Genomic DNA, 24123 nt, shown 5'->3' on the forward strand with positions numbered 1-24123 from the left:
TTTGTTGGAGTTCCGTAAAGTCAGCCTTTCAATCCAGTTGAAGCGATGCCTTGAACGAAGTATTTTTGCGCAAATAGAAATACAACAAGGACGGGGACAATGGTGATGACGGCACCAGCCATGATCAGGGTCATCCGGTTTTGAACTTCATTTTTCAGGAAAAGGAGCCCAAGTGGCAGGGTAAACATCTGTTTATTTTGCAAGTAAATAAGTGGTTCTAAAGTGTTATTCCAAGCGCTGATGAAAGTGAATACGGCAAGTGCGGATAAGGCAGGTTTCGCTAAAGGAAGGTAGATTTTATAGAAAATTTTCCAAGGGTTCGCCCCATCCACCCAAGCCGCGTCATACAGTTCCTTCGGGAGTGTTTTATAAAATTGGTGCAGCAGGAAGATGCCAAAGGCCCCACCGAGGAAGCTCCTCACAATGAGAGGATAATACGTATCAAGCGCTCCGAGAGATTTCCAGATAAAATACGTTGGAATCATCGTAATTTGGGATGGCAGCATCATTGTGCCAAGCATCGCCAAAAATATCAGGTTCCTGCCGCGAAATTGGAAAAATGCCAACCCATAAGCTACGATCGCGCAGGAAGCTACGGTTCCGATTAAATCCATGAACGTGACAAAAATGCTGTTCATCGTGTACTGCAGAAAGTTGACCTCGATCCAGACCTGCCGGTAATTTTTCCAAACGAACGGGTCCGGGATCAGTTTGGGAGGCAACGTTAGTTCCGAGCCTGCTGCTGTCAATGATGTTGAGAGCATGTATAGAAAAGGAACAAGCATAAGAACGGAACCGATGCCTAAAATCGCATAAGCGGCAACTTTTAGACCGGTGTAGGCATTATTCATAATGCACCCACCTCTTTTCCGTTACCTTCTGAACAATGGTAATGGCTAGAATGACGAGGAACAGTCCCCATGCCATTGCGGATGCGCTGCCCATTTTGAAATTGAGGAAGGAATCACGATAAATCAAGATGTTAGGCACCATATTCCGGTCGGCGACAGAAATGACGTCACCAAGCATGACTAGAAACACATCAAACGCATGAAAAGCGGAGATCGTTGAAAGGATCATGACCATATAGACCATGGGGGACACGATCGGCATCGTTATTTTGGTAAAAAGCGTCCAACCCGTCGCCCCATCCATCCGTGCCGCTTCCAGCATTTCTTGGGAGATATTCTGCATGCCAGCTAAAATGAGGACCATCGAATACCCGGCGCCCTTCCAGATGTTTACAAGCGCAATTGAACCAATAACCAACCACCATTTCCCACTGCGTATCCAATCGACCGGTTGAAGTCCGAGCGTATGCAAAATCCAGTTCAGCAGGCCGTACTCATTGTTGTAAATCCACAGCCAGATCATGCCCCCTGCGACCCATGGCGTGATCACAGGGAGAAAGTAAATCATCCGGAACAAGGATTTGCCACGAATCTGCTGATTGAGCAAATAAGCAAGAATAAGCGCAGTGAATGTCTGTAGCGGAACGAACAATACGGCAAAATAACCGACGTTGCGCATCGAAAGCCAGAAAACTTTCTGGTGCAGGAATTGGCTCCAATTACGCAGTCCGATCCATTGCGGCGGGTTGAATAGATCCCACTTCGTAAACGTTAAATAAAGGGAAAATACGAAGGGAAACAAGAAGAAAATCAGCAGTTGCAGGACAAAAGGTACGGTGAAGACGAAGCCCCACCAGCCTTGTTTGCGCATCGGAGCACCTCTTTTCAAGTCCAATCCGGTTTATTTGTTTTCGTCGAGTACGCCTTGGACTTTCTGCTGAATTTCTTTGGCGCCATCCTCCGGTGTTCGCTTGCCATCCATGATATCGTTCAGGATCGGACCGGCAGCTGCGCGCCACTCGTTCCAGGATGCGTTCTCATCCAGGGTCCCCCCCGCTTCTTCGATCCCTTTCGTATAAGCCTTCTTGTTCACCGGTTTCGTCGTTGATTTCTCGAGCTCAGCCAGCGCTGTTTTCTTCACTGGCAAGCTTGTGCCGCTTTCTGAAAGCAAGCCTTGACCCTCATCGCTCAAATAGTACTTGAGGAATGTCCAGGCTGCCTCTTTCACTTCAGGCTTAGACTTGGAATAAACAATCCACTGGTTCACAACCATCGGAACAAAGCGTTTGCCATCCATGCCGATCGGCATTTTGACAGTGTCCCAATCAAGGTCTGGTTTATTTTTATTCAGAGAGACTTGCGTGGCGTACTGGAAAAAGGTCATGGCCACTTTCCCGTTTTCGAAAAATTTGCCGGTAGTTGCCGCTTCTCGCGTAGGGCTAATCTTCAGCTTGTTGATGGTATCGGCCCATGCTGTTAGTCCTTGAATCGACTTGGGATCTGTGAAATTCGATTTGGTTAAGGTCGAATCGAGAGCGGAACCGCCGTATGCCCTCATCCAAGGAAGCCATCCTAACGTGATATTGTTGCCTGCCTGGAAGCCATAAATATCCGGTTTTCCATCCCCGTTCGTATCTTTCGTCAACTTTTTGGCGGTTTCAATCATATCGTTATAAGTCCAGTCGTCGGTCGGGAAAGGAACGTTATTGTCTTTAAAAATTTGTTTATTATAGGCTAGCGCGCCTGGGTTGATGCCATGTGGAATCCCGTAAATTTTGCCATCCAATTTAGCGGAGGTCAGTGCACTCACATAGTCGTCGGTCTTCAGATCGCGCTTGATGTACGGTTCCAGATTTTCCGCTACCCCGCGTTTCCCGTAACCAAGCACAACAGCATTTTCTTGCAGCCAGAGATCTGGGGGATTATTTCCCGCGATACGAGTGACGATTTTCGTGACAAAATCCGCCCATGGCGTTTCCTCGATTTCCAGCTTAATATTCGGATATTTCGCTTGGAAATTTGTGATAATCTTCTGGCTGGTGATGTCATAACCGCCGGGTAAGCCGATTTTCAACGTGACATCTTTCAAGGGGGCTGCTGTTGCCGTTCCTCCTGAATCGTTAGGCGTAGTAGCCGCCGGTTTACCGGTTGAACAGGCTGTGAGGAGAGATAGAGCTACCATAAATCCAATAACGGTTGTCTTTTTGCTCATGCGTATGACCTCCCATTAAGAACAATTTTGAATCAATGTCACCTGTCTTTATGAAATTGCATGAAGGATTTGGCCATCCAGCAGCAGTTGTTTACGCAGCAGCCCGTAATCCAGGTCTTGCAATGCGCATTGTTGCTGCAGCGCTAATGCGGCTGCCGTAGCTGCGGATTGGCCAAGAATCATAAACACGGGCTCCATTCGAATGGACCCATATGCAATATGCGAGGAAGACAAGCATACGGGCACAACGAGGTTGGTACATTCCTCCCCTTTTGGAATAATAGCTCGATACGAAATCGGATAAGGTCCATTGGGACTGATTTCAACATTGCCTTCGTTGATGCACCGACCGTCCAGCACCAAACGCCGGCAGTTGTGCGAATCCATGGTATAGGCGGCTAAACCGACGGAATCCTCTTCAACCTTAAAATGGCGGCAATGATGCTCAGTCATCACAACGTCCGATCTCATACGCCTCGCTTCGCGGATATAGAGCTGATGCGGCCATCCGCCCGTAGTCGTAAATTCGTCAGCCGGAAGTCCCCACATCGTAACCTCCGCTCGAATGGCTGCAGGCACTGTGTCGTCATTCGCCAGAAAATAAAGCATGCCCATATTATAATGAAGATGCTGTTGAAAGAGCTGTTCGCGAACCGCATAACTCGCTTCTGGCCAAGCATAGTTACGCCCAATATAATCGGTCGAGACAGCGCCCCAATTATTCAAGTCACTTTTGCCGCCAGGCATCACCTTGTTGAGCTTTAAAGCATCCCAGACACCACTGCGAATATATCTCGCCAGTAAAGCGAATTCGTCTCGGTTATAGTTGGGCGGTTCAGAGTAAGGAAGTTGATTATCCGGGTTGCTGCTCAAACAAATTCGGAAATTATAAGCCTGCACCGAATTATCGCCTTGACCTTGCACGCCTGGCTGCGCATCGGAAATGCCTGGCAGCAGCCCGCTGTCTATCTTTCCTTCGATCACATACGGGTCTACCCAAGCCGTAAAGTTATGTTTGGGATGACCAAAATGGATCCCGTTCAAAATCTCTTTGTACACTGTGTTGGATTCTCTGCCCACATGATAGGAAACACCTGCTCTTGCGAGCAAATCGCCCTCATACGAAGCATCAATAAACATTGGGGCTGCATAGATGTTGCCGTCTTCCATTTTGATTTGCGTGATACGCCCTGATTGAAGTTCTACCGATTCTAGATGCTGCTCAAAATACACCGATATTTCAGCTTGCTGCAGCCATTCCGTGAAAATCCGCTCCGCCACATGGGGCTCTAACGCCCAAGTCCTTCCATCCGGCTCATCGCTGCCGTAGTGTTTTCCCAATGCTTGATAAAATTCGCTGGATATCCCGCCAATCGCCGTCATGTTCCCGACATCCGTTCGTCCGAGGCCGCTTGACGTCATTCCGCCTATATGTTGGCTGAATTCGGCAATGACGGCTTTCAAACCCATGCGGCTTGCTTGTATAGCTGCTGCCACACCTGCAGGAGTACCTCCATAAATACAAAAATCAGCCTCAATCCGACGAGGTTCACGAGGCATATCCTGCTTCGGTTTATAGTAATATAAATTTGGAAAAACACTCATGTGGACTCCTCCTCGGCTCCATGTGTATAAGAGATAGAACACAGCTGCGGTGAATCTATCTTTTTCCCTAGATGTAAAGATTCCATGGCCAGATTGATCATTCCTGTCGTAATCAAAGTTCGTTCTGTACAGACGGGTGAACGGCCAGTCAGCATCATCTGCTCGATCAGGCCGGTAAGCTTATCAAAATGCTTGTAGGGACGCCCCAATCCGCTATCGCAGCGGGCAGCTGTCACCTCGCCGTTCGCTTCACGGAAAGCAAGCGCCCACTCTCGAATAAAACGCTGAAGCTGAAGGACGTAACCCTTCAAGCCGTCGGTATAGCTAAGAATGAACAATACAGGTACGTCCACTTGATCTCTCGGATTCCCTGGCGGAACATCTCTTAGCGAGCCTAGTGCCTGGATCATCAGATCTTCGGGAACCTCTCCCCGATCCATTGCCGCCCACACCGAACGACCTTCCAGCGTCTGGATCGAAGCGATTCCCGTCTCACCGCCAGCTCTTTGTTCGGCTGCAGCCTGCAGTACCTCCATGCCATGAAAGCCATAAGACTCGATGCCAAGCCAACTGACCACGAAAATTTCCTTCACCTGTTCCAATCTCTCTGAAGGAAAACTTGGAACTTGAGGCGCATGCGGAATAGAGGATCCCCCTAGAAAAGGCAGTCCTCTTTTCGCCAACCCATGGTATATCCACTCTGCATCCTGCATGCAATAAGAGAGATGTTTATCGTTAAATATAGGCACATTCAATCCTAATAGATCCAGAGCACGGAACGTTTCTTCAAAAAAATAGCGGCGTGGATACAGCTTTTGACGCTTCTCGTTCCATGGGTAGTCTCCATGCTCGCCTATTAAAAGGACGCCATCAATCGGACTCCCCACATGAGGAGCGGCAATTGCCTCCAAAATGGAACCGTAGACGGGAATCCCACGTGTTTGCGCTTCCGCCATACCGATATCGTTGGATGGAACCTGATCCAGATATAAGGAAACTACTTCGATCTGTGGCGTATACCCGAACAAGCCCAGCAACCGTCCGACGATCATTTCCGCATGGGAATCAGGCCGGTATTCCGTTACGATGGCAGCCACTTTTTTCCGCACTGTCCGATTAGTCCGATCGCTTATCAAGTAGATTCCACTCCTTCATTCATCCAATTACCGACCTGCACAAGCCACTCTGCCGTTGATTCAATGATTGTTTGAAAGTACATGGATCCCTTATCTGCATCAGCGTGATGAGCAGAGTCCGTATAGCCATCCACGCCCGTTAAGAAGTTGTGTTTCCCGATAAAAGTACCGGGAGGACCGGCATTAATCCAAGCCCGCTGAGGGTGCGCCGGGCGATCCGTTGTCTGAATGCGTATCAGATCCGGCTCGAGAGAAGCGATAAGTGAGGCTTCGAAACCTCCGGCATGGCCCGGAACCATCCCCATCTCTTGCGCCCCAAGCTTTGTAAGGGCTGATCTGGATAAACTCCAGTAAGAAGCGGAGGCGGTCCAAATATCATGCTGCACGGCAAGATCTTGCGCTGTCTGATGCATCATGGGTTCATTACCGCCATGTGCGTTCAGAAAGATGATTTTGCGGAATCCGCCTCTTATCAGACTTTCACCTATTTCCTTCAGCATGAGCAGATAAGTAGACGAAGTAAAAGATAACGTACCGCCGTAAGCCAGATGATGCTGCGAACATCCAATAGCAAGCGTTGGGGCCAAGAGTAGCTTCGTAGATACCGCAGCCTTCTTACTTGCCTCAAAAGCGACATGCTCACCGATCATACTGTCGGTAAATACGGGAAGATGAGGCCCATGCTGCTCCGTAGCTGCCAGTGGGACCACGACGGCATACCCCTCTTGAGCTTGCCGCTTTAACGTTTCGCGAGTTCCGTGGTGAAAGAAGAGATCATTCATAGCGCAAATCCCCCGTCAATGGTAAGTAAAGCTCCGGTTATATACGAGGCAGAATCCGATAACAAAAAGGCAGCCAATTCCGAAACCTCATCAGGCGTCCCCGAGCGTCCAAGCGGTGTCATCTTGGCAACCGCTTCTTTGAAGGAAGGCGGCAATGCATGCAGCGCCTCTTCCGTCTTGATATCACCCGGGAGCAGGGCGTTAGCCCGAACACCTTGATGGGCGTAGTCAGCAGCGATGACTCGGGTCATCTGATTAACGCCCGCTTTGGCAGCGCCATAAGCTAGACAGGTTGGTTTCACCTTATGGCTTAAGACAGAAGATGCATTAAGTATAACGCCTCCACCCGATTCAATCAGGAGCGGAAGAGCATATTTATTAATCAGAAACGTACTCGTCAAAGTTCCTAGAAGTACTTGGTTCCATTCCTCTAAAGTGAGCTGCATAGCGGGTTTGGAGATCTGTGTATAAGCATTATGGTATATACCATCCAAGCGGCCCCAACGACTCTGAACACTCTCTAAGGCAAAGGTGACCTGTTTCTCATCTCGCGCATCGGATTGGATGTACAATAATTCATTTGGAAGAAAAGGAGCGATGGCGGGTTCGTTCAACCTTAGGTTTGCATCCTCAGGCGCAACAAGATCAGTTGCTGCAACTTTGGCGCCACGTTCCAGAAACATCCGAACGGCCGACAATCCCAATTTGCCCAGCGCGCCTGTCACTAGAATTACTTTTCCGCTTAACTGAGCCACAACGGTTCCCCCTATGCCTGTTCCATTAATAGACAAGCTGTCAATGCAGCTGACCAATGAAAATCTCTAACAACGTCCATCTTCTGGCGAATATTATACGTATCTGTTGGTGGCCCTTTTCGGTCGCATTCGGGAGGCGGCACGAGGTCCGCAGAATCAAAATACTCAAAAATTACGCCGTATTGTTCATAATATTTTTGCACCATTTGAATACTTTGCTGAGCTAGCTGATCTGCTTCCGTATGTCTCCCCTGCTTCTTAAGGCCGGTATAGACGAGATAGTTCATATTCATCCAGACAGGACCTCTCCACATGTCTGTGCTGTAGGTTTGTTCAGAGGCGGCTGTTGTTGGGATAGGGAATGCAGTTTGGAAATGATTGGGATCATTCAGCATGGCGATTAGACGATCTGCTCGTTCTTGAGGCAAATGATCCAGCAGCAGAGGCAAAAATCCACTTACTGCCTTCACCCGAGAGAAGGTTCCGTCCATGTCCCGATCATAATAAAAGCCTTCGCTCTCATCCCAGAGCATATGCTGAATTTGATCGTTCAGATCAGCCGCTTTTCGCTGCCAACGTTGAGCTATTGCCGTCTCTCCGAGCACATCCGCGATTAATCCGAGGCAATGAGCATCCTGAGCGGCGAAAACAGAGAAATCAACGGCATCCAAAATCGCCGCACGATCGAAACGTGGTGAATTATCCATGCCGGATTCTCCCGACCGGCAAAGCGGATTGCCTTCGATCATCCATTCCAGCAGTCCATTTCCATTGCGGTCGCGGTTCGTGAGATCCCAATTTAAATATCGTTCCAATATAGGGAGCGCGTAACGTAAGTAATTGCTTTGCTTCGAATGCAGGTAATTCTCCCAGACGCCCCATGCCAGTAAGGGAGGCTGCGTCATGCTAGAACCTGTTCCGTCAACTTTGCAGGTATGAGGAATCATGCCATCTTCACGCTGAGTATCCAAGACAGATTTCAGGAATTCCCAGGATAACTCAGGGTTCAACTTATTCATCGCAAACGAATGAAATACGGAATCCCACAGCCACATCGCTTGGTGCGGAACACGATCAGGCGTGGACCAGCGTTGGCGAATGACGCCTTCAGGAGCCAGTGTATTGACTTTCATTACGCTGAAACACTTGTTAAGCAGTCGTTCTTTAGACGGATCTTCGAGGCTGGGAACATGCTGAAAAAATTGCAGCCTGGCTTCCGTTTCTTCCCAGGCATGGAATGTCAATCCTTTCATCACCCGGCTGACAGCTTCATCGAGATGGCTCCCGTAAGCTAAGGCCCATCGTTCCTCGTCTCTTAAAAGTACGATGACATCCCTTCCGTTTGCCGACTCCGTTACGATAAGGGCATCTTTTGTCCAAGCTTTGCCCCCTTCATCTTCTTCAAAGCTTAAACGGATTTCAATGCTTGGAGGGGCTAGACCGATCAATGTATGCCAACTCTGATAAACCGCTAGCAGCGGGCCCTCGTCCATTTCCGTTAACAGGACATCTCCTGTGGCGATTCGAACTTCGCCTGAATGGGGAACAAGAAATTCTAACCTTCTGCGCTTCGGTGTATGAAATAACAGGCTGATCTCCTCAGCCCCTACCGTTGCTACGAATTGAGAATTCGAATCCGTTTGTCCGTCATATCCGGAGAAAGCAAACAGTGCTCCCTCTTTCCATAAATCTGGTAAATGCTTCTGAACATGCAGCGCCATCTTGCCCGTCAAATTTGCTCTCTCCTCTATGAACCCTTTTATTGACTTTATTATGGCTTATTTCAGATATCAGGTTCTATAGAAGAAATTGCGCTTTCCTTACAAGATTTTGCTCTTTTCTTCGTTTCGGTACGGATTAGACTATGGTATACTCAGAATCATCTAATAGATAAGGCGGGTGAGCAGCATTGGATGCTTTGAAGAAAATTGAGCCCTTCGAAGGTAGGCGCTTTCCTTTACGAATGACCGAAGTCATTAGCTGTTTTCACTTGGTCAGACCTCACTGGCACGAACACCTAGAGTTTATCCAGCTCATGGAAGGTGAAGCGCAGATTCATATCGATAATCGTTCCTTTGTCGTACGTGCACCGGCTATATTATTTATTAATAGCTGCAAGATTCATTCGATGCAGTCGCTGAACGGCAAGAGCAGCACCATCCATGGCATGATCTTCGATATGTCCTTGTTATCCGGATCTTTTGAGCATTCCGAATTACAGCATCTATACGCCCGCTTCATACAGACTGCTCCCATCCTGGAGCCCATCCTCCCCTCACATCCGTTATGGAACGAACTGACAACCCACTTTGAACTTGCCTACAAAGAGTACGCGGCACAAGAGATTGGCTGTGAGCTCATCATTAAATCCTCCCTGTATCGCATGATGATTCCAATGCTTCGCAGCTTTCAACAAGAGCTTTCTCTATCAAAAGACTTGAACAAAAGCTTTGATCAATACAAACGGCTCAAGCCAGCGATTGATTTCATAGAAACCAGTTATGCTCAAAAGATTTATACCGACACCCTCGGCGGGCTGGTCAATTTGAGCCCTTTTCACTTTACCCGTTTATTTAAAAAAGTCACCGGACTTTCCCCCATGAACTATATCAACCGCTATCGAGTAGAGATGGCCAAACGCTTATTGATCGAAAAAGACCTCACCATTACGCAAATTGCAGAGCGTACCGGTTTCTGTAATGTGAATTACTTTGACAAAGTATTTAAGGAAATGAACGGGTTCACACCGTTGGAGTTGAGGAAACAGTTTACCGATGGTTAAGTAGCTTGATAATAGTGAATCGAAGTCAATTTCTTCGCCCCTTTTACGACCAGCTCTGTCATCTGGCTCCATGTTTCTTCCTTCCAACGGGTTGTCGGAATGGAAATGCTCATCGCGGCTATCATTTCTTGATTCGCATTATAGATGGGAGCAGCTGCACAACGGATGCCGTGTACCGCTTCCCCCTCGCTGAAAGCTACGCCATCCCGGCGAATTTCCCGGAGCTGCTCGAATAATTTGTCAAGATCAGAGATCGTCCGATCGGTCAGAAGGCCCAGTTCTTGCTCACTGTACAGCTGACGGATATCGTCATCACGCATGGCACTTAAAAATAATTTTCCCATCGCTGTCGTGTGAAGCGGCAGCTTCATCCCCAAATGCGAGACAAAACGCACATGGTGCGTGCTCTGTTTTTCAGCAATATACAAGATATTCCTATCGCTCCGAATCGCTAAATAAACGGCTTCATTTACTTCCGAGACGATTTGCGAAGCCATATATTGAAACTCTGTCGTTAAGTTTGTCTGTTGTGCATATTTGGCCCCGATTTGAAAAATTTTATAACCAAGATGGAACATTTTGCCGTTCTCATCCTTCTCCAAATAACCACGCTGAACCAGATTCTGCAAAATTTTAAATACACTGCTGGCCGGGAGCTCCAGTCGGCGTGTGATGTCCATTAAGCTTAATTCACGTGTGTCCACTTCCCCGAACAATTCAAATATATCCAGTACACGGTCAGCCGATTTGACGGTTTGGCTTGATTTATCCGATATACTCATTCCTGATCCACCCTTTTTGGACAAAGTGCAATGACATCGATTTCGACCAAAATATCAAAATTCAAATCACAATAGATGGTCGTCCTAGCTGGATAGGGATAAGCAAAATAGCTTCCGTACACCTCGTTAAAAGCCTCATAATGGGATCGCTCTTTTAAATAGACGTTCACTTTCACTACATCCTCTAAAGCGGCATTTGCTTTTTGTAAAATAATTCGAATGTTCTCCAGCGTCTGCCGTGTTTGAGCCTTCAAGTCCGTGCTAACGACTCGTCCGGTTGCAGGGTCCAGTCCTCCTTGGCCGGACACGAACACGAAACCTCCCGCTTCGATCGCGGAAGAAAAAGGCTTGCCGCTTGCTCCATCCGTAGCAATGGGTTGTTTCAATTTGCATCACTCCTTCTATTGTTGTCGTTCCAAAGAGCCCAACATCTACCTGGTGTATCTGTTCGGAAGCTCTCAATCGTTCCCGTATCCGCCATAGTGATATAACAGGTACGTCCGTCCACTCCTCCAAATGTTACATTTGTGCATAGTTTGCCGTTTAACGCAATCTCTCTTACCAATTCCCCTTGTGGGGATAGAACGGCAATAGTGCCATTTCCGTATCGCGTAACGTACAGATTCCCTTCGATATCGCAGCGCATGCCATCCAGTCCGAAGTCGGAAAACTCGTAAAATAATCGTTTGTTACTGACATCGTACCCATTTGTAAGATCGTATCGCCAAATCCGCCGCTGAACCGTCTCGTTCACGTACAAACTCCGTTCGTCATAACTGACCTCAATGCCATTGGTAGTTCCCATTCCAGCTTCCAACAGATTAGATATACCATTCTGGTCGATACGCCAAAGCATCCCATTGGATTGCTTCCAATTTGGGTCGCTTGCAAACCACACGCCTTTCTTAGTGATAGCAAGGTCATTAGGCTGGTTCATGGCAGGCTGCTCGGCAAAGGTATGAATTTGAAGCGTTTGCATGTCAACGCGTAGAATTCGGTGTCCGGTGTAATCGGCGATGAACATATGTCCCTGGTGAAAGCGAATCGCATTTCCCGTAGCTCCATCAGGAAGTTCAAGAAATAAACGGCCAACCCCTTCAGGCGTTACTTTCCCGATCGTATGTCTTCTAGCGTAGTTCACGGCATACACATTTCCTTGTTTATCACAGGCTGGCCCTTCAATCCCTGAGGTAAACAAGTGGGATTCCGTTAAAGTTTGGCTCACATACAACACTTGCTTCCACCTCCCTCTGCGCCCACTCCATTAGCTACGATGAGCAGCGATTCGTTGTGCAACCTTTTCTACAGCAGTCAGTGTTTCCTGAACTTCCTTTTCCCCATGTGCGGTAGACACATACCAAAGTCCATTCGGACGGACGAGGATGCCCTCATGCAGCATTTCTTCGGCAAATCGTGTATACAGCTGTGAATCTCGAAGGTTGAACGTATCGAAATCTGACACCTCTGAGTGATCGATAAACATGAGATGAAATACTGGCCCCTGCTGATTCACAACCGCTTGGAGTCCGTTTGTTCTGAGAATCGAACGGATCCCATCTGTTAGTAGTGTCGCTGTATGTTCCATGTCCTTGAAGGCCTGCCCATCCGATTTGGACAACTCTTGGATCACAGCTAATCCCGCGGCTGTAGCTAGGCCATTTCCGTTTAATGTCCCGAGATGCATAACCGTCCCTTCTTCAATGAGGCGCATAATGTCTCTTTTACCGGCTACCGCACTTAAGGGAATCCCCCCTGCCATCGCTTTGCCGATCGTCACAAGATCTGGAAGGATGCCGAATCGCTCGTGAGCACCGCCTAAACCCAGTCGAAATCCAGTGATTACCTCATCCCAAATTAATACGATGCCGAACTTTGCGGTTAGTTCCCTCATTTTCTCCATATACCCCGGTTTAGGGGCAATACATCCGGAATTACACATAACAGGCTCAGTGATAACCGCCGAAATCTCATGCTGATGTTTCGTTAAAGTTTCCTCCAAAGCTGCAGGATCGTTCCATGGGAGCAAAATGAGATCTTTCAGGCTGTTTTGGCTTTGACCTGCAGTTCCCTGGATTATTTCTGATCCAGCTGCTTCTGTATTTCCGGATGAAGAAAAATCCGGGCTCGGGAAAGACGTGAAAATCGCATCCGACCACCCATGATAATGGCCATAAAAGCGGACCGTTTTGGTCCTACCCGTATAAGCGCGTGCGAGTCGGAGAGCCAGCATCACCGCTTCAGTCCCCGATCCGCTGAACGCCACTTGTTCCGCACAGGGCAATATTTCGGTTAAACGCTGACCCAAGCGGATTTCACCCTCGTGCTGCAAACCATATGTACTTCCTTTTTGCATAGCCTCATACAGTTGTTCGTTAAATGCAGGATGAGCATGACCGAGAATCAAAGGCCCATAGGCCAACATATAGTCGATATATTCATGATGGTCCACATCCAGAATTCTGGCGCCATAGGCCTTTTGCACATACAACGGCGTCGGTTTCATAGAGGCTCGAAGACTGCTTGCCACACCTCCCGCCACATAATTTTTTGCTTCTTGCAATCTCTCTACGGATTGTAAGTATCTATTCATTGGGCGTGCTCCTTTTCAGGGAAATGAAATGGAAAAACGGATCGTGGAACATGATGGTAGGTTAGACGATGAAGTGAGGGGGTGCAGCATCCTGGAGTATCTACTTCGATGACTTGCTTGGCGATAGGACCGAATGCGCTTATCCACGCGACGGCCGATTTAACCACAATGAGATGAAAATCTTGCGGGTTCAAGCCTATGGATTCGACATGTCCAATATCCCATGGGGGAACTCGTTCCTCTGTAAGAACAATTGTAACTTGATTAGTATCAATGACAGCAGTTTTGCCCATATAAGCCACGGCGCCTTTCATATATGGCCCTCTATGCGTATACTTACCATCGAAAAGCAGCTTGATTTTCCCTTCAATTTCAACCGGATTTCCATGCAAGGTATCGCTTTTTCCACCAATAGCGCACGAAATTTCACTGCCCACTCCTCGCTCACATGCGATGGATACAGCTTCCCGATCACGAATAACGATTAAACTCCGAAGTGGAAGCTTTAATAGCTCAGGCAGCAAATGCGTCCCATCGGCTGGAGCTCCCCCGCCTACATTATCCGACGCTTCAACAAGAAGGATGGGTCCCTCCTTGGCATCCATGGCAAGTCTGATCGCTTGCTCGGCATCAACTTGTTGAACGAGAAATTCATCTCGGTGTGCCCAAGCAAGATCAGCCAGCTTCTTCGCATAATAGTTGGCCAATGCTTCATTCCGATTGGTCGTTACCGCAAACGCCATTCCTGCAAAAGGCACATCACTGTAAGGAAATCCACCGCAGACGGTCACGTTAAGAACTTCGGGATCTTTCTCCATATCAAAGGCTTCCTCCATGATGGCCTTCATGATCCCTTTTGTCGTTATCATTTTTTGCGGTGCAACAAGCATGTTTGGTCTGGCAATGGCCATGACAGGCTCAATCTCGCCGCGAATCTGACGAACCAAGAGATGCAGCGCATCTTCTCCACGCTCATAGGCGTCAATATGCGGATACGTATCGTAACCTACGAGAAAGTCGCATAATCGAGACATTTTCTCGCCCAAATTGGCATGAAGGTCGACCGTTACCGCTATAGGAATTTGCGCACCTATATCACTACGGATAGCCTCCAATATAGCCGTCTCCATGTCGAAACAGTGTTCAGAAACCATTGCCCCATGAAGAATAACGACCATTCCATCAAGATCAGATGCAATTGAGCGTGTTAACTGTTCCAAAATCAGCCCTGCTGCTTCTTCCGACACGATGCCGCTTGGCGTCGCAGACGTATACAGCCCTGGTACAAGAGTAACTTTCTCTTCTGCAGATGCAGTGATAACGCCTCCCATTGTCGTTCGGGTATGCTCGAATAAGTCGATGAAGGCATCCCTCCCAAGCGTGAAACAATGTTGAAAATCATTCCAATGTGTCTGTACTGGAGCGAAAGTGTTCGTTTCATGATAAACACCGACAACTCCAATGCGCAGTTGGCTTAACATACAGATGTTCACCACCTAACAAATAATGGAATTAAATTGAGATATTCTGGAAATAGTGTAGCATACGAATTTTATTTACATCAAGAAAAATATTTTATATACAGAAAATTGGTTCAGGGTAAAATTACCAATCTGATTTGCAAAAAAAGCATGCATAATAGCTCCTCTACCTCCGCATGATAGGAGTACACCAAAAAAAGGAGTGATTTTTTCCATGGCAAACAATAGTACATTAGTGGTTCCTCAAGCGAAAGCAGCTTTAAATCAAATGAAGTATGAAGTAGCTCAACAATTGGGAATTCCTCTATCACCAGATGGTTACAATGGGAATCTCGCGACTCGCGACGCAGGCTCTATTGGTGGCAGCATTACAAAAAGATTGGTACAAATGGCTGAACAACAACTGCAAGGTTTCCAACGTTAATATCGTAACTTAGTAGCAAACACAAAAAAGACTCCACTCACCTCCTCCTGGTGAATGTAGTCTTTTTTTCTATCTATGTATGATCCGTTTATCCTGATACACGACTAACAATTTTCAGCACCGCATCTCTTGTCAGTTTATTGCCACCAACCGCGATAAGGTTGACCGTAGCATGAGCAAGCGCCAAGGGCACTTTGCAAAATTTCAATGCCGGACCTTCCTTAAGGTCTGCGATATAAGCGTCGGCAAGTTGTAAATTGCGGCGCGTGTACTGCTGCATTTCCTTCATTCCCCAACCGTTTGGAAAAAAGTCCACGCCGCGTTTCAGATCTTCTCCTCGATTTCGGAGAATATTTACCGCTTGCAGCCCTCTTCCGAAGCCAATCGCCTTCGTTCGATCGGATGTTGTCCCGTCATGCCACTGCCATAGTTCGGATAGCATTTCACCGACCATGCCAGCAACACTGTACGTATAGCGGTCCAAATCCTCTTCCGTATGGATGTTCCATCCGTTTTGAACCCAATCGGCCATATCTAAAGACATCTTGGCGATGTAATGAAATACAATGGGAGCGCCGGAAGTTGGACATAGCTGAGCCCACTCATCAAGCTGCATCGTAACGGCAGGCAATACGGCCTTATGCGGTGATAGTAAAGTTTGTATTTCCGCCATCGGGTTAGGAGATTGGAATGCTTTATGTACTCCGATTAGTAACTCAATTTTCAATGGGTCATCTAGATCATCATGATCTTCGATTTCGTCTATAGCCCGCATACATAGATAGGCTGATGTGACAGCCTCTTTCAAGCCTAAATCCAAACTATTTATAGGTATATAAAAAGTACGGCTTGTTTCCTTCAACATGGTCATTGCATCATTCAGGACGACGTTATTAATGAAATTCTCCCTCCAAGTAATCGTTTAGCATATAACTTCTAGATAGCTAGATATCATGATAACACACGTTGTCATTGTCAATCCAAATTTTAATAACATTTCTCTACGAAGCTCCCCGTCAGCCTCCCGTTATGTTTCAGAGGAAATCCTCATACATTGAGTAATGACTGCCACTAGAGAGGAGTTCTACCATGTACGGGTATCCAATTAACAAGACAGCATCTCCTTCGAATTCAATCCACTCATCTACCATCGAAGTCCTGGGTGAGGGTTCTGTGACCGCGACACCCGACCGGGCTGTGGTTGATCTTGGCGTTGTGACGGAGGGTCCTAACTTGCAGGCCATTCAGGCTGATAACGCCAAAGCCATATCCAACATCATTCAATCTATGATGAGTCTAAACATCCCCCGAGAAAAGATACAAACGCAAGATTATCGTATAGAAGTCGTTAATGATTATGTAGATGGGAAACAAATTTTTCGAGGTTATAAGGTCACCCATCTGCTGCAAATCACCATGGATCATGTAGGTCAGACAGGAAAACTTGTTGATACAGCCGTTGCGAATGGCGCGAATCAAGTCACGAGCATTCAGTTTACTATAGCACATCCAGAATTTTATGAGAATCAAGCCTTGTCGGTAGCTATTCAACGTGCACGTCAAAAAGCTTATACCATCGCAAATACACTAGGTGTGACGCTTGGCGCAATCCCTTCCCAAGTGCAGGAATCTCCGCGGCCGGCAGGGCCAATGCCTTACATGGCTACAGCCAAGTTTGCTGCAAGCTCGGTTGAAACCCCTATTGAACCTGGACAATTAACGATCAAAGCAGCAGTTCGCGTGTGGTATCTTTTTGCCTAATTCATTTGCAGGTAGCTCATTTAGCAGGTTCGTAATGGACATGAACTTCGAATACTTCTGATGTCTTCTTTAACTCATTTTCCACTTTTGTTGCAATATCATGAGCTTTTTGAAAATCCAAATCTGCTTTTACCGAAAGAACAACGTCTACAACCGCATTGCTTCCGTAATTTCTAGCTCGGAGGTCCTTCACACTTTCTACCCCTTCCACTTGCAGCACGGTATCTTTAAAAGCTTGAATTGCCGCTTCATCGAAACCGTCTGATAGATAATGAGAGGCTTCACGGAATATGTCCCATGCTGTTTTACATATAATAAATCCAACCAATACCGCGGTCAGAGGGTCAAGCCAGGGCAAACGGAATTGGGAACCAACGATGCCGATGACGGTCCCGATACTTACAAAAGCATCGGATAAATTATCTTTTGCTGCAGCCATGACGGCTTGACTTTTAATTTTTTGGGCAAGATTTTTATTATAACGATAGACAACATACATAACAACCGCACAGAAAATCCCCGTCCACACAGATATGAGGTCCGGAGCTTGCTCTTTCGCTTGAAAAATCGATTTGACAGCGGTTATAAATACATCCAGTCCGACTGCCATCATAATGAATGACGCGACTAATGAGGCAATCGTTTCTGATTTCCAGTGTCCATAAGGATGATTTTCATCCGCCGGTTTTTGAGCTAATTTTAATCCAATCAACACCGCTATGGATGCCACAATATCTGTCGCATTATTTAATCCATCAGCTTTTAAAGCTTCAGAACCTGATAGATGTCCAACGATTAACTTCAAGGCGGAAAGACATATGTAGGCAACAATGCTGATGACAGCTCCCCGCTCACCCATTTTTAAATTTTCATATCTCATCTCTTGTTCCATAGCCCTGTACTCCCCTCGGCTTTTCGCTCAGCTAGTTCATCATATCAACCGAAGTTTGTGTGGGTCTAGAGAAACGTTTTTTCATATGGGTGAAAAAATAGGTAGGGGTAAAGAAAGTTGCCTCGTACAAAAAGATTAGGTTTATAGCAATCTATTATGGGGTTGTTAACCTTTTCAAATATTGTTTAAAATGAAAATTTAGTAGATAATTAATTTCATATGAAGTTCATGCTCCAACGGCTGGGAGGACAAGCCATGAATAAAGAAGATCAAGTCATCATGAGGTTCAGGGACTTATTCAATAAGATGGTCTGGCTTAATAAATCTAAGATGGAAGTTAGTCTTAAGGGGTATACTTCTACTGAGGTGCATTGCATCGAATACATTGGCAGAAATGAAGATTCCAACGTGACCAAGCTTGCGGAATCCTTTTATATGACAAGCGGTGCCATAAGTAAACTAACGAAAAAGCTCATACAAAAAGGCCTTATCGAAAGCTATCGGAAGCAGGAAAATAAGAAAGAAATTTATTTCAGGCTTACTGAGCTAGGCAAAGAAATTGATAAAGTCCACGAGGAACTCCACAAAGAATTTAGAGAGCGGGATAAAGCCGTATTTGAGCAGGTAACCGAGAAACAATTTGATAGTATGCTTAAATTCGTAGAAAAGTATAGCAGTCATTTGGATGCTGAGATAAAGAAATTGGGTGTAGAGCTTAAGTCTGAATAAAAGTTTTCTCATAAAAATGCACAAGCAGCCGGACTCTCTGATGAGTTGGCTGCTTTTTAATGCCCTTGTTTTTGTTGACAAGGAAGCAAAATCGTGATAATTTTGTTTCCTAGGAAGCAAAATATGTTGTTGAAAGGAGACTTTACGTGTCTTCAATTCCATCACAAAATAAACCGAACATAGAGCAAACCGTAGATAAAAAGGCATTACTTTTCGGGTTAATGTCTGTGTTTCTTTGCGGAATAGGCTTCAGTATCATTGCACCTGTCATCCCATTCCTTGTCCAGCCTTATACAAGCGGTCCGGGCGAACAAGCTATAGCGGTTACCCTGCTGACATCAGTTTACGCAGTCTGTGTGTTTTTTGCGGCCCCGGCACTTGGAGCGCTGAGCGACAGATATGGCCGTCGTCCTTTGCTCTTAATATGCCTCACGGGTTCTGCGATTGGGTACTTCGTCTTTGGCTTAGGAGGTGCCCTATGGATACTATTTGTCGGACGCATCATTGAAGGTATTACTGGCGGAAGCATAAGCACGATTTTCGCATATTTCGCAGATATCATTCCGCCGCAACAAAGAACCAAATACTTCGGATGGGTGAGCGCCGTTGTTGGTGTAGGCACGGTTATCGGCCCAACTTTAGGTGGTTTACTTGCCAAGTTTGGATATGCTGCGCCCATGTATTTTGGAGCTATTATCACCTTATTGAATGTTGGTTTTGGATTGCTATATATGCCTGAGAGTCTTGAAAAGAAAAATAGACTAAAAGAGACTTCCTTCGTAAGGTTAAATCCATTTGCGCAACTCACAAACCTGTTTTCCATGAAAAGTTTAAAAAGATTGCTTATCTCCGCGTTCTTACTGTGGATTCCCAACGGATCTTTGCAGGCCGTATTCTCTCAATTTACTTTGGATACTTTCAGTTGGAAGCCTGCACTAATCGGTCTTATGTTCTCAATTATCGGATTCCAAGATATTCTTTCACAAGCATTGATTATGCCTAAGCTTCTGACAAAATTAAGAGATGCACAGATCGTCATTCTTGGGATGGTTTCGGAAATCATAGGTTACATCCTTATTGCGTTATCGGCTTTGTTTACTTTCTACCCTCTTTTTATTGCTGGAATGTTTATATTCGGTTTCGGAGATTCGATCTATGGACCTTCCTTCAACGGGATGCTCTCCAAATCTGTCGATGCTAGTGAACAAGGCAGAATTCAAGGTGGCAGCCAGTCTATTCAAGCATTAGCGCGAATGATTGGACCGGTTATCGGAGGACAAATCTATGTCTCGCTTGGCCATGCCGCACCTGCTTTTATGGGGATGATTCTAATTGCTGCGGCGATATTTGTTTTGTATAGGGGGACCATGCAAAAGAGCATCGTATAATTACATCCTTTGGTCATATGTCGTGGCCGACTTTGAATGAGCTACAATATAAATTATTCCATAATTGAAACATTATTCATCTAAGGTTCGTCTTTAGTTGTGGAGGTGGATAACATGAAAAAACTTACCATATTTATCGCAATATTTATTGTTCTTGGAGCTTGCGATAATTTAAAAACTAGTAGCTTAACTGAAACTTATCCAGTTGTCACTGAATCAACTGATTCGAAAGAATCAATTGAACTCAATACTAGTTTAACTTTTCCTAATGAAGCTATATTTTCAACCACTTTAACTGCTCCAGAGGTAATACATTCAAATAAAATGATTAATGTGGAAGCCGTATTGAATAATTCATCTGAAGATTCATTTACTATTGATCATGCATCAGGGGTGTTTTATTTTATTGTTAAAGATAAAAACGGCAAACAAGTAAATACTTTTGTGATGCCTTTGGTAGCTAAATCTCAAGTATTACTTGGTCATGGTAAAATAAAAGAAAATTATACATTCAAAATCGAAAAAGCTGAAACCTATGAGATTTCAGCAACTGCTAAATTTAAGATAAACAATGAAAATATTGAGAAATTATACGAAATAGAAACTAATAAAATAAAAATCAACATAATTAATTAATTCAATGTAATCATTGACATCCATCCAAATATAGGCATATGATTCGTTTATACGATAAGTCTTGTACATCCTATAGGAGGCATCCATCCATGAGTGATTTTTCAACAATTGTTAAAGAACGTAGGTCTGCCAATAAATTCATCCCGAATATTGAAATTCCTAATGAAGATTTAACAGATATTCTGAACACGGTTAAGTTTGCTCCATCTGCTTTTAACCTGCAACATGCCCACTACATCATCGTAAAAGACCCTGCTATAAAAGAGGAAGTTTATCAAGCGGCTTATAAACAATATAAAGTTCAAACGGCTTCGGCTGTTATTCTCGTATTAGGAAACCTTGATGCTTATAAAGATGCTGCTAGATTGAATGAGGGATTACTGCAACTCGGGGTGATCAGCAAACAGGAATATGATACGACGGTGGAAGATGTGACGAATTTTTATGAAAATCGAGGCGACGGCTTTAAACGCGACGAAGCGATCCGAAATGCCAGCCTCTCGGCTCAACTGTTCATGCTCGCTGCCAAGGAAAAAGGCTGGGATACTTGCCCGATGATCGGTTTTGACGCGGAAATGATGCGTCAAATCCTGCATATTCCAGACAATTATGTTCCCGCCCTGCTCCTCACGATAGGGAAAGAAGATTTAGAGAAACGCAGACCGCGTGGCTATCGCAAACCGGTGGGAGAATTCACAAGTTTTGATCGCTTCTAGAATGCTGCAAACAAGAAGACAAAAAAATCCCGGCGAGGAAAATCTCGCCGGGATTTTTTGCGCTAACGGACTGATATGACCTTATTCACTGCTTTCAGCGCAGAACTTGCAGCTAACGGACCCACGCGCCGCAAATGACCGATAACTTACAGAAATCAGCATCATATTGAATAGATAAAGGCACCTCAGTCCGTTAGTTTCTTACATTCTGCCAAATTGGCAGAATAACGGCCTATAGGTCCGTTACAAACCATCCACCTCCATGGGTTGAGAAAGCTGAGCAGGAACAGCTTGCTCATATCACGGAACTAAAGGGCCTACCTCCGCTACGGTTAACGGATGGTAACGCTCGGTCACAATCGGCCAGAGGGAAATCCGTAAAGCCTCCACGGCTTATGTCCCCCAAAATAATTCGATACCTTGTCGACTCCTTGGACAGGCTGCACACGCAGATCGGGTACTGCTTCGCCCACAAAAAGAATAACCTCTTCACCTGCATGCAAATCTAGCGATATTTCATCGTCGATGAAGGATTCACCAGACACTCGAACCGTGTTATCCTTCCCGATAATGTTCCAGCGCACAAGCCCCTTCCACCCTGTCTTGACTAGACACGGTTCTCCTGCCAAACTTTTGACTCGGATCCACTGGGTGGCGCCCTCTTTGCGCACAGCGCTGACCAAGAATGCTCCTTCCGCTCGCAAATCGTGGAACGCCAGCTCCGTCCAAGCCACCGGCACCGCCGGGAGCACACGCAGCTTGCCGCCCCAGCTCTGAAGCAGCATATCGTGTATCGACTCGGCGCCAGCCAGCGGGGTTTCGATCACCGGTCCCGCTTCCTTGTACATCGTATTCGGCTTGATGATCAGCAGAAGCGATTGCAGCAATCGCAACGCCTCATCCCCCCAACCAAGCACAGCGGCAATTGAAGCTGCCCCCGTCATGCTGAATCCCCGAAGATCGCCTTCTTTGCCCAGCCAATGGCGCAAAGAAGTTGCGATTAATTCGTGCTCCTCTTGCGTCTCTCCACCAGTCAGGTGCAGCGGAAATATCGCCAGCAAGTGGCTGAAATGACGATGCCCGTAAGCAAGCGGCATATCTTGCCCAACCATATACCCTGTCTCATCGACGGGTAGCGGAACCAGCTTCTCCAGGATGTCCTCCCAAACCTGGATCAATGGATCCTTTATCGCAAGCTTTTGATTAATATGAAGCAATGTCTCGCATCCCCAGCGAAGCAAGGATAGATCATAATGGCAATCCCGCACGGTGGTCCGCATGAACGAGCCGTATTCCGGTGAAATCGTCGGAGGCAGATGTAGGAAACCGTCTGTCCCCTCTTCTAACAAATGCCGATAATAGTTCACGCTGCGTTTTAAAATCGGGAATAAGACGTCTCCCAGCAGCTTTTCGTCCATGGCATATCGGTAATGCCGCCAAATACTATGACAAATCCAGGTCAAGTTTCCGACCTCATCCTCGACTGGAGCCTTCAAATCAAAGCTGCAGCTGCGTCCTAAACCAGCCGAATCATGCCGGCAATCTTCCGGAACATTCAGAATCAAATTGTCCCAGGTGTCCGTTAATGTGCGAACCAGCGACTCTCCCATTTGCAAACGATTGGCTGTATATACCGGCGAGTAACTCATCTGCACGTTCATATTGAACCAGACACCTGGCCATGGTGTGGATGTGAGCCATGGTCCTTGATTATCGATCAATGGGTGATCCGGTCTGGTTGCCGATGCCAATTTGTACATTTGAATCCAATAAAAGCTTTCCAGACGGCCATCCGGCAGTGAAACGAAACTTTGGCGATAATACTGGTGCCACCAATCACGGTGGGCCTGCACCCATTCTTCGAAATCGGCCGCCGATGCCTGCGCTACAGCCTCTACAGCTTCAGCAATCGCCGATTCATTGTGCCCATTGGCAATGGAAAGCCAGCAGATACGGCGATTCGGAGAAACCTGCACATCCTTCCAAGCGGTCACGCAGCCATCCTCACCCGAATAGCGCTGGGTGCAGACATGTATGCCGTCTGCTACTTCCATGTGTCCCACTTCAGTCGCCGGTATATATTGATTTAAATTCACGCCGTCTGCATTTTTGAGTACAGGGTCAACTTCCGGATAGGCATACCAGGCACATCGGGCAGCGCTTTCACCGGGAGTTGTCTCAATCTCTACCGCTATCACCGGATAGAGACTATGTACAAGCGAGCGAAGTTTGACTTCTCCGCTCGTTGTTGTCAGTGTCGCCTGCAATTCAGCATTCCACAAGCAAACCCGCATATGTGTCGGATGATAGATTCTTCCTGCCAATTCCAGATCCAGCTCGCCGAGAGGAACGCGAGGCGGAAATCCGGGTTTGTCCACCCGATTCGCCGTCACATCCGTGCGGCCGGTAACCATGCGGAGCACATGCCGCTTGCTTGCATGCTCTTCTCCATAAACCATCGTACCCAGTAAGCCGTTGCCAAGGAATGCCCCTTCATCCCAGCTAACCGGCTTTACTACCCATTCCATATCGTTGGCTGACATGAAACGCTCCCAATCTACCTCCATGTGAATCGCCGAGCCCTTGCTTTCTTTCACGCCA

At 46.5% G+C, this 24123-nt stretch carries 23 protein-coding genes; 7 read left to right on the plus strand and 16 right to left on the minus strand.

Translation table 11 applies throughout. The features are described 5' to 3' along the window. Positions 1 to 20 precede the first annotated feature (20 nt). Genes PCH02S_RS05210 through PCH02S_RS05245 form a run of 8 tightly spaced genes read right to left on the minus strand, consistent with a single transcriptional unit; the run spans position 21 to position 9074 of the window. A complete protein-coding gene (locus PCH02S_RS05210; RefSeq protein WP_127450758.1) occupies positions 21 to 851 on the minus strand; it encodes a carbohydrate ABC transporter permease in 831 nt (276 codons plus the stop codon). Next, positions 844 to 1722, minus strand: coding sequence for a carbohydrate ABC transporter permease (locus PCH02S_RS05215; RefSeq protein ID WP_127450759.1), 879 nt, complete (start codon positions 1720 to 1722; stop codon positions 844 to 846). The genes PCH02S_RS05210 and PCH02S_RS05215 overlap by 8 nt, the downstream gene beginning before the upstream one ends. A gap of 30 nt (positions 1723 to 1752) precedes the next feature. Continuing rightward, the gene (locus PCH02S_RS05220; RefSeq protein WP_127450761.1) at positions 1753 to 3063 is read right to left on the minus strand and encodes an ABC transporter substrate-binding protein; all 1311 of its coding nucleotides are present in this window, start codon (positions 3061 to 3063) and stop codon (positions 1753 to 1755) included. A 48-nt stretch (positions 3064 to 3111) separates the two neighbouring features. Continuing rightward, on the minus strand, positions 3112 to 4668 hold the full coding sequence (locus PCH02S_RS05225) for an FAD-dependent oxidoreductase (RefSeq protein ID WP_127450762.1): 1557 nt from the start codon (positions 4666 to 4668) through the stop codon (positions 3112 to 3114). Beyond that, a complete protein-coding gene (locus PCH02S_RS05230) occupies positions 4665 to 5804 on the minus strand; it encodes a hypothetical protein (RefSeq protein ID WP_127450764.1) in 1140 nt (379 codons plus the stop codon). Before PCH02S_RS05230 ends, PCH02S_RS05225 begins: the two co-directional genes overlap by 4 nt. Then, a complete protein-coding gene (locus PCH02S_RS05235; protein WP_127450766.1) occupies positions 5801 to 6586 on the minus strand; it encodes a creatininase family protein in 786 nt (261 codons plus the stop codon). Before PCH02S_RS05235 ends, PCH02S_RS05230 begins: the two co-directional genes overlap by 4 nt. Further along, on the minus strand, positions 6583 to 7341 hold the full coding sequence (locus PCH02S_RS05240) for an SDR family NAD(P)-dependent oxidoreductase (protein WP_164819452.1): 759 nt from the start codon (positions 7339 to 7341) through the stop codon (positions 6583 to 6585). The genes PCH02S_RS05235 and PCH02S_RS05240 overlap by 4 nt, the downstream gene beginning before the upstream one ends. Before the next feature lie 11 nt (positions 7342 to 7352). Continuing rightward, positions 7353 to 9074, minus strand: coding sequence for an amylo-alpha-1,6-glucosidase (locus PCH02S_RS05245; RefSeq protein WP_127450769.1), 1722 nt, complete (start codon positions 9072 to 9074; stop codon positions 7353 to 7355). Between the two features lie 230 nt (positions 9075 to 9304). Between PCH02S_RS05245 and PCH02S_RS05250 the strand changes: the two genes are divergently transcribed. Then, the gene (locus PCH02S_RS05250) at positions 9305 to 10123 is read left to right on the plus strand and encodes a helix-turn-helix domain-containing protein (RefSeq protein ID WP_127450771.1); all 819 of its coding nucleotides are present in this window, start codon (positions 9305 to 9307) and stop codon (positions 10121 to 10123) included. Here PCH02S_RS05250 and PCH02S_RS05255 read toward each other — a convergent pair. The 5 genes from PCH02S_RS05255 to PCH02S_RS05275 are packed head-to-tail and all read right to left on the minus strand — an operon-like array spanning position 10120 to position 14976. Beyond that, positions 10120 to 10905, minus strand: a complete 786-nt coding sequence (locus tag PCH02S_RS05255; protein ID WP_127450773.1) for an IclR family transcriptional regulator — start codon at positions 10903 to 10905, stop codon at positions 10120 to 10122. The two genes, PCH02S_RS05250 and PCH02S_RS05255, sit on opposite strands and share 4 nt — an antisense overlap. Beyond that, the gene (locus PCH02S_RS05260; RefSeq protein ID WP_127450774.1) at positions 10902 to 11291 is read right to left on the minus strand and encodes a RidA family protein; all 390 of its coding nucleotides are present in this window, start codon (positions 11289 to 11291) and stop codon (positions 10902 to 10904) included. Before PCH02S_RS05260 ends, PCH02S_RS05255 begins: the two co-directional genes overlap by 4 nt. After that, entirely contained in the window at positions 11288 to 12139 is an 852-nt protein-coding gene (locus tag PCH02S_RS05265; protein WP_127450776.1) for an SMP-30/gluconolactonase/LRE family protein, read from the minus strand. The genes PCH02S_RS05260 and PCH02S_RS05265 overlap by 4 nt, the downstream gene beginning before the upstream one ends. Before the next feature lie 30 nt (positions 12140 to 12169). Further along, complete coding sequence (locus PCH02S_RS05270) at positions 12170 to 13495, minus strand: aspartate aminotransferase family protein (protein ID WP_127450777.1); 1326 nt, start codon at positions 13493 to 13495, stop codon at positions 12170 to 12172. Beyond that, positions 13492 to 14976 carry a M81 family metallopeptidase gene (locus tag PCH02S_RS05275; RefSeq protein ID WP_127450779.1) on the minus strand — a complete coding sequence of 495 codons (1485 nt, stop codon included), beginning with the start codon at positions 14974 to 14976 and terminating at the stop codon, positions 13492 to 13494. The genes PCH02S_RS05270 and PCH02S_RS05275 overlap by 4 nt, the downstream gene beginning before the upstream one ends. Positions 14977 to 15190: 214 nt before the next feature. On the opposite strand from PCH02S_RS05275, the gene PCH02S_RS05280 reads away from it, so the two are divergent. After that, positions 15191 to 15400: an alpha/beta-type small acid-soluble spore protein gene (locus PCH02S_RS05280; protein ID WP_127450781.1), complete on the plus strand. Its 210-nt coding sequence runs from the start codon at positions 15191 to 15193 to the stop codon at positions 15398 to 15400. An 88-nt stretch (positions 15401 to 15488) separates the two neighbouring features. On the opposite strand, the gene PCH02S_RS05285 is transcribed toward PCH02S_RS05280, so the two are convergent. After that, positions 15489 to 16271 (minus strand): squalene/phytoene synthase family protein, encoded by a 783-nt coding sequence (locus PCH02S_RS05285; protein ID WP_127450782.1) that lies wholly within the window; start codon positions 16269 to 16271, stop codon positions 15489 to 15491. A 218-nt stretch (positions 16272 to 16489) separates the two neighbouring features. Here PCH02S_RS05285 and PCH02S_RS05290 point away from each other — a divergent pair, with 218 nt between their 5' ends. After that, complete coding sequence (locus tag PCH02S_RS05290) at positions 16490 to 17161, plus strand: SIMPL domain-containing protein (RefSeq protein ID WP_127450784.1); 672 nt, start codon at positions 16490 to 16492, stop codon at positions 17159 to 17161. 16 nt (positions 17162 to 17177) lie between these two features. On the opposite strand, the gene PCH02S_RS05295 is transcribed toward PCH02S_RS05290, so the two are convergent. Then, positions 17178 to 18053, minus strand: a complete 876-nt coding sequence (locus PCH02S_RS05295) for a cation diffusion facilitator family transporter (protein ID WP_127450785.1) — start codon at positions 18051 to 18053, stop codon at positions 17178 to 17180. Between the two features lie 255 nt (positions 18054 to 18308). Between PCH02S_RS05295 and PCH02S_RS05300 the strand changes: the two genes are divergently transcribed. The 4 genes from PCH02S_RS05300 to PCH02S_RS05315 all read left to right on the plus strand — a co-directional run bounded on the left by PCH02S_RS05300 (position 18309) and on the right by PCH02S_RS05315 (position 21522). Next, on the plus strand, positions 18309 to 18782 hold the full coding sequence (locus PCH02S_RS05300) for a MarR family transcriptional regulator (RefSeq protein ID WP_127450787.1): 474 nt from the start codon (positions 18309 to 18311) through the stop codon (positions 18780 to 18782). Between the two features lie 146 nt (positions 18783 to 18928). Further along, positions 18929 to 20170 carry an MFS transporter gene (locus PCH02S_RS05305; RefSeq protein WP_174806733.1) on the plus strand — a complete coding sequence of 414 codons (1242 nt, stop codon included), beginning with the start codon at positions 18929 to 18931 and terminating at the stop codon, positions 20168 to 20170. A gap of 114 nt (positions 20171 to 20284) precedes the next feature. Further along, positions 20285 to 20806 (plus strand): hypothetical protein, encoded by a 522-nt coding sequence (locus PCH02S_RS05310; RefSeq protein ID WP_127450789.1) that lies wholly within the window; start codon positions 20285 to 20287, stop codon positions 20804 to 20806. Between the two features lie 89 nt (positions 20807 to 20895). After that, positions 20896 to 21522 (plus strand): nitroreductase family protein, encoded by a 627-nt coding sequence (locus PCH02S_RS05315; RefSeq protein WP_127450791.1) that lies wholly within the window; start codon positions 20896 to 20898, stop codon positions 21520 to 21522. A gap of 353 nt (positions 21523 to 21875) precedes the next feature. Here PCH02S_RS05315 and PCH02S_RS05320 read toward each other — a convergent pair whose 3' ends face one another. Beyond that, the gene (locus PCH02S_RS05320) at positions 21876 to 24119 is read right to left on the minus strand and encodes a glycosyl hydrolase family 95 catalytic domain-containing protein (RefSeq protein ID WP_246068954.1); all 2244 of its coding nucleotides are present in this window, start codon (positions 24117 to 24119) and stop codon (positions 21876 to 21878) included. Between the last annotated feature and the right edge of the window lie 4 nt (positions 24120 to 24123).

This window comes from Paenibacillus chondroitinus NBRC 15376, from assembly GCF_004000765.1.
GTDB classification, from domain to species: domain Bacteria; phylum Bacillota; class Bacilli; order Paenibacillales; family NBRC-103111; genus Paenibacillus_E; species Paenibacillus_E chondroitinus.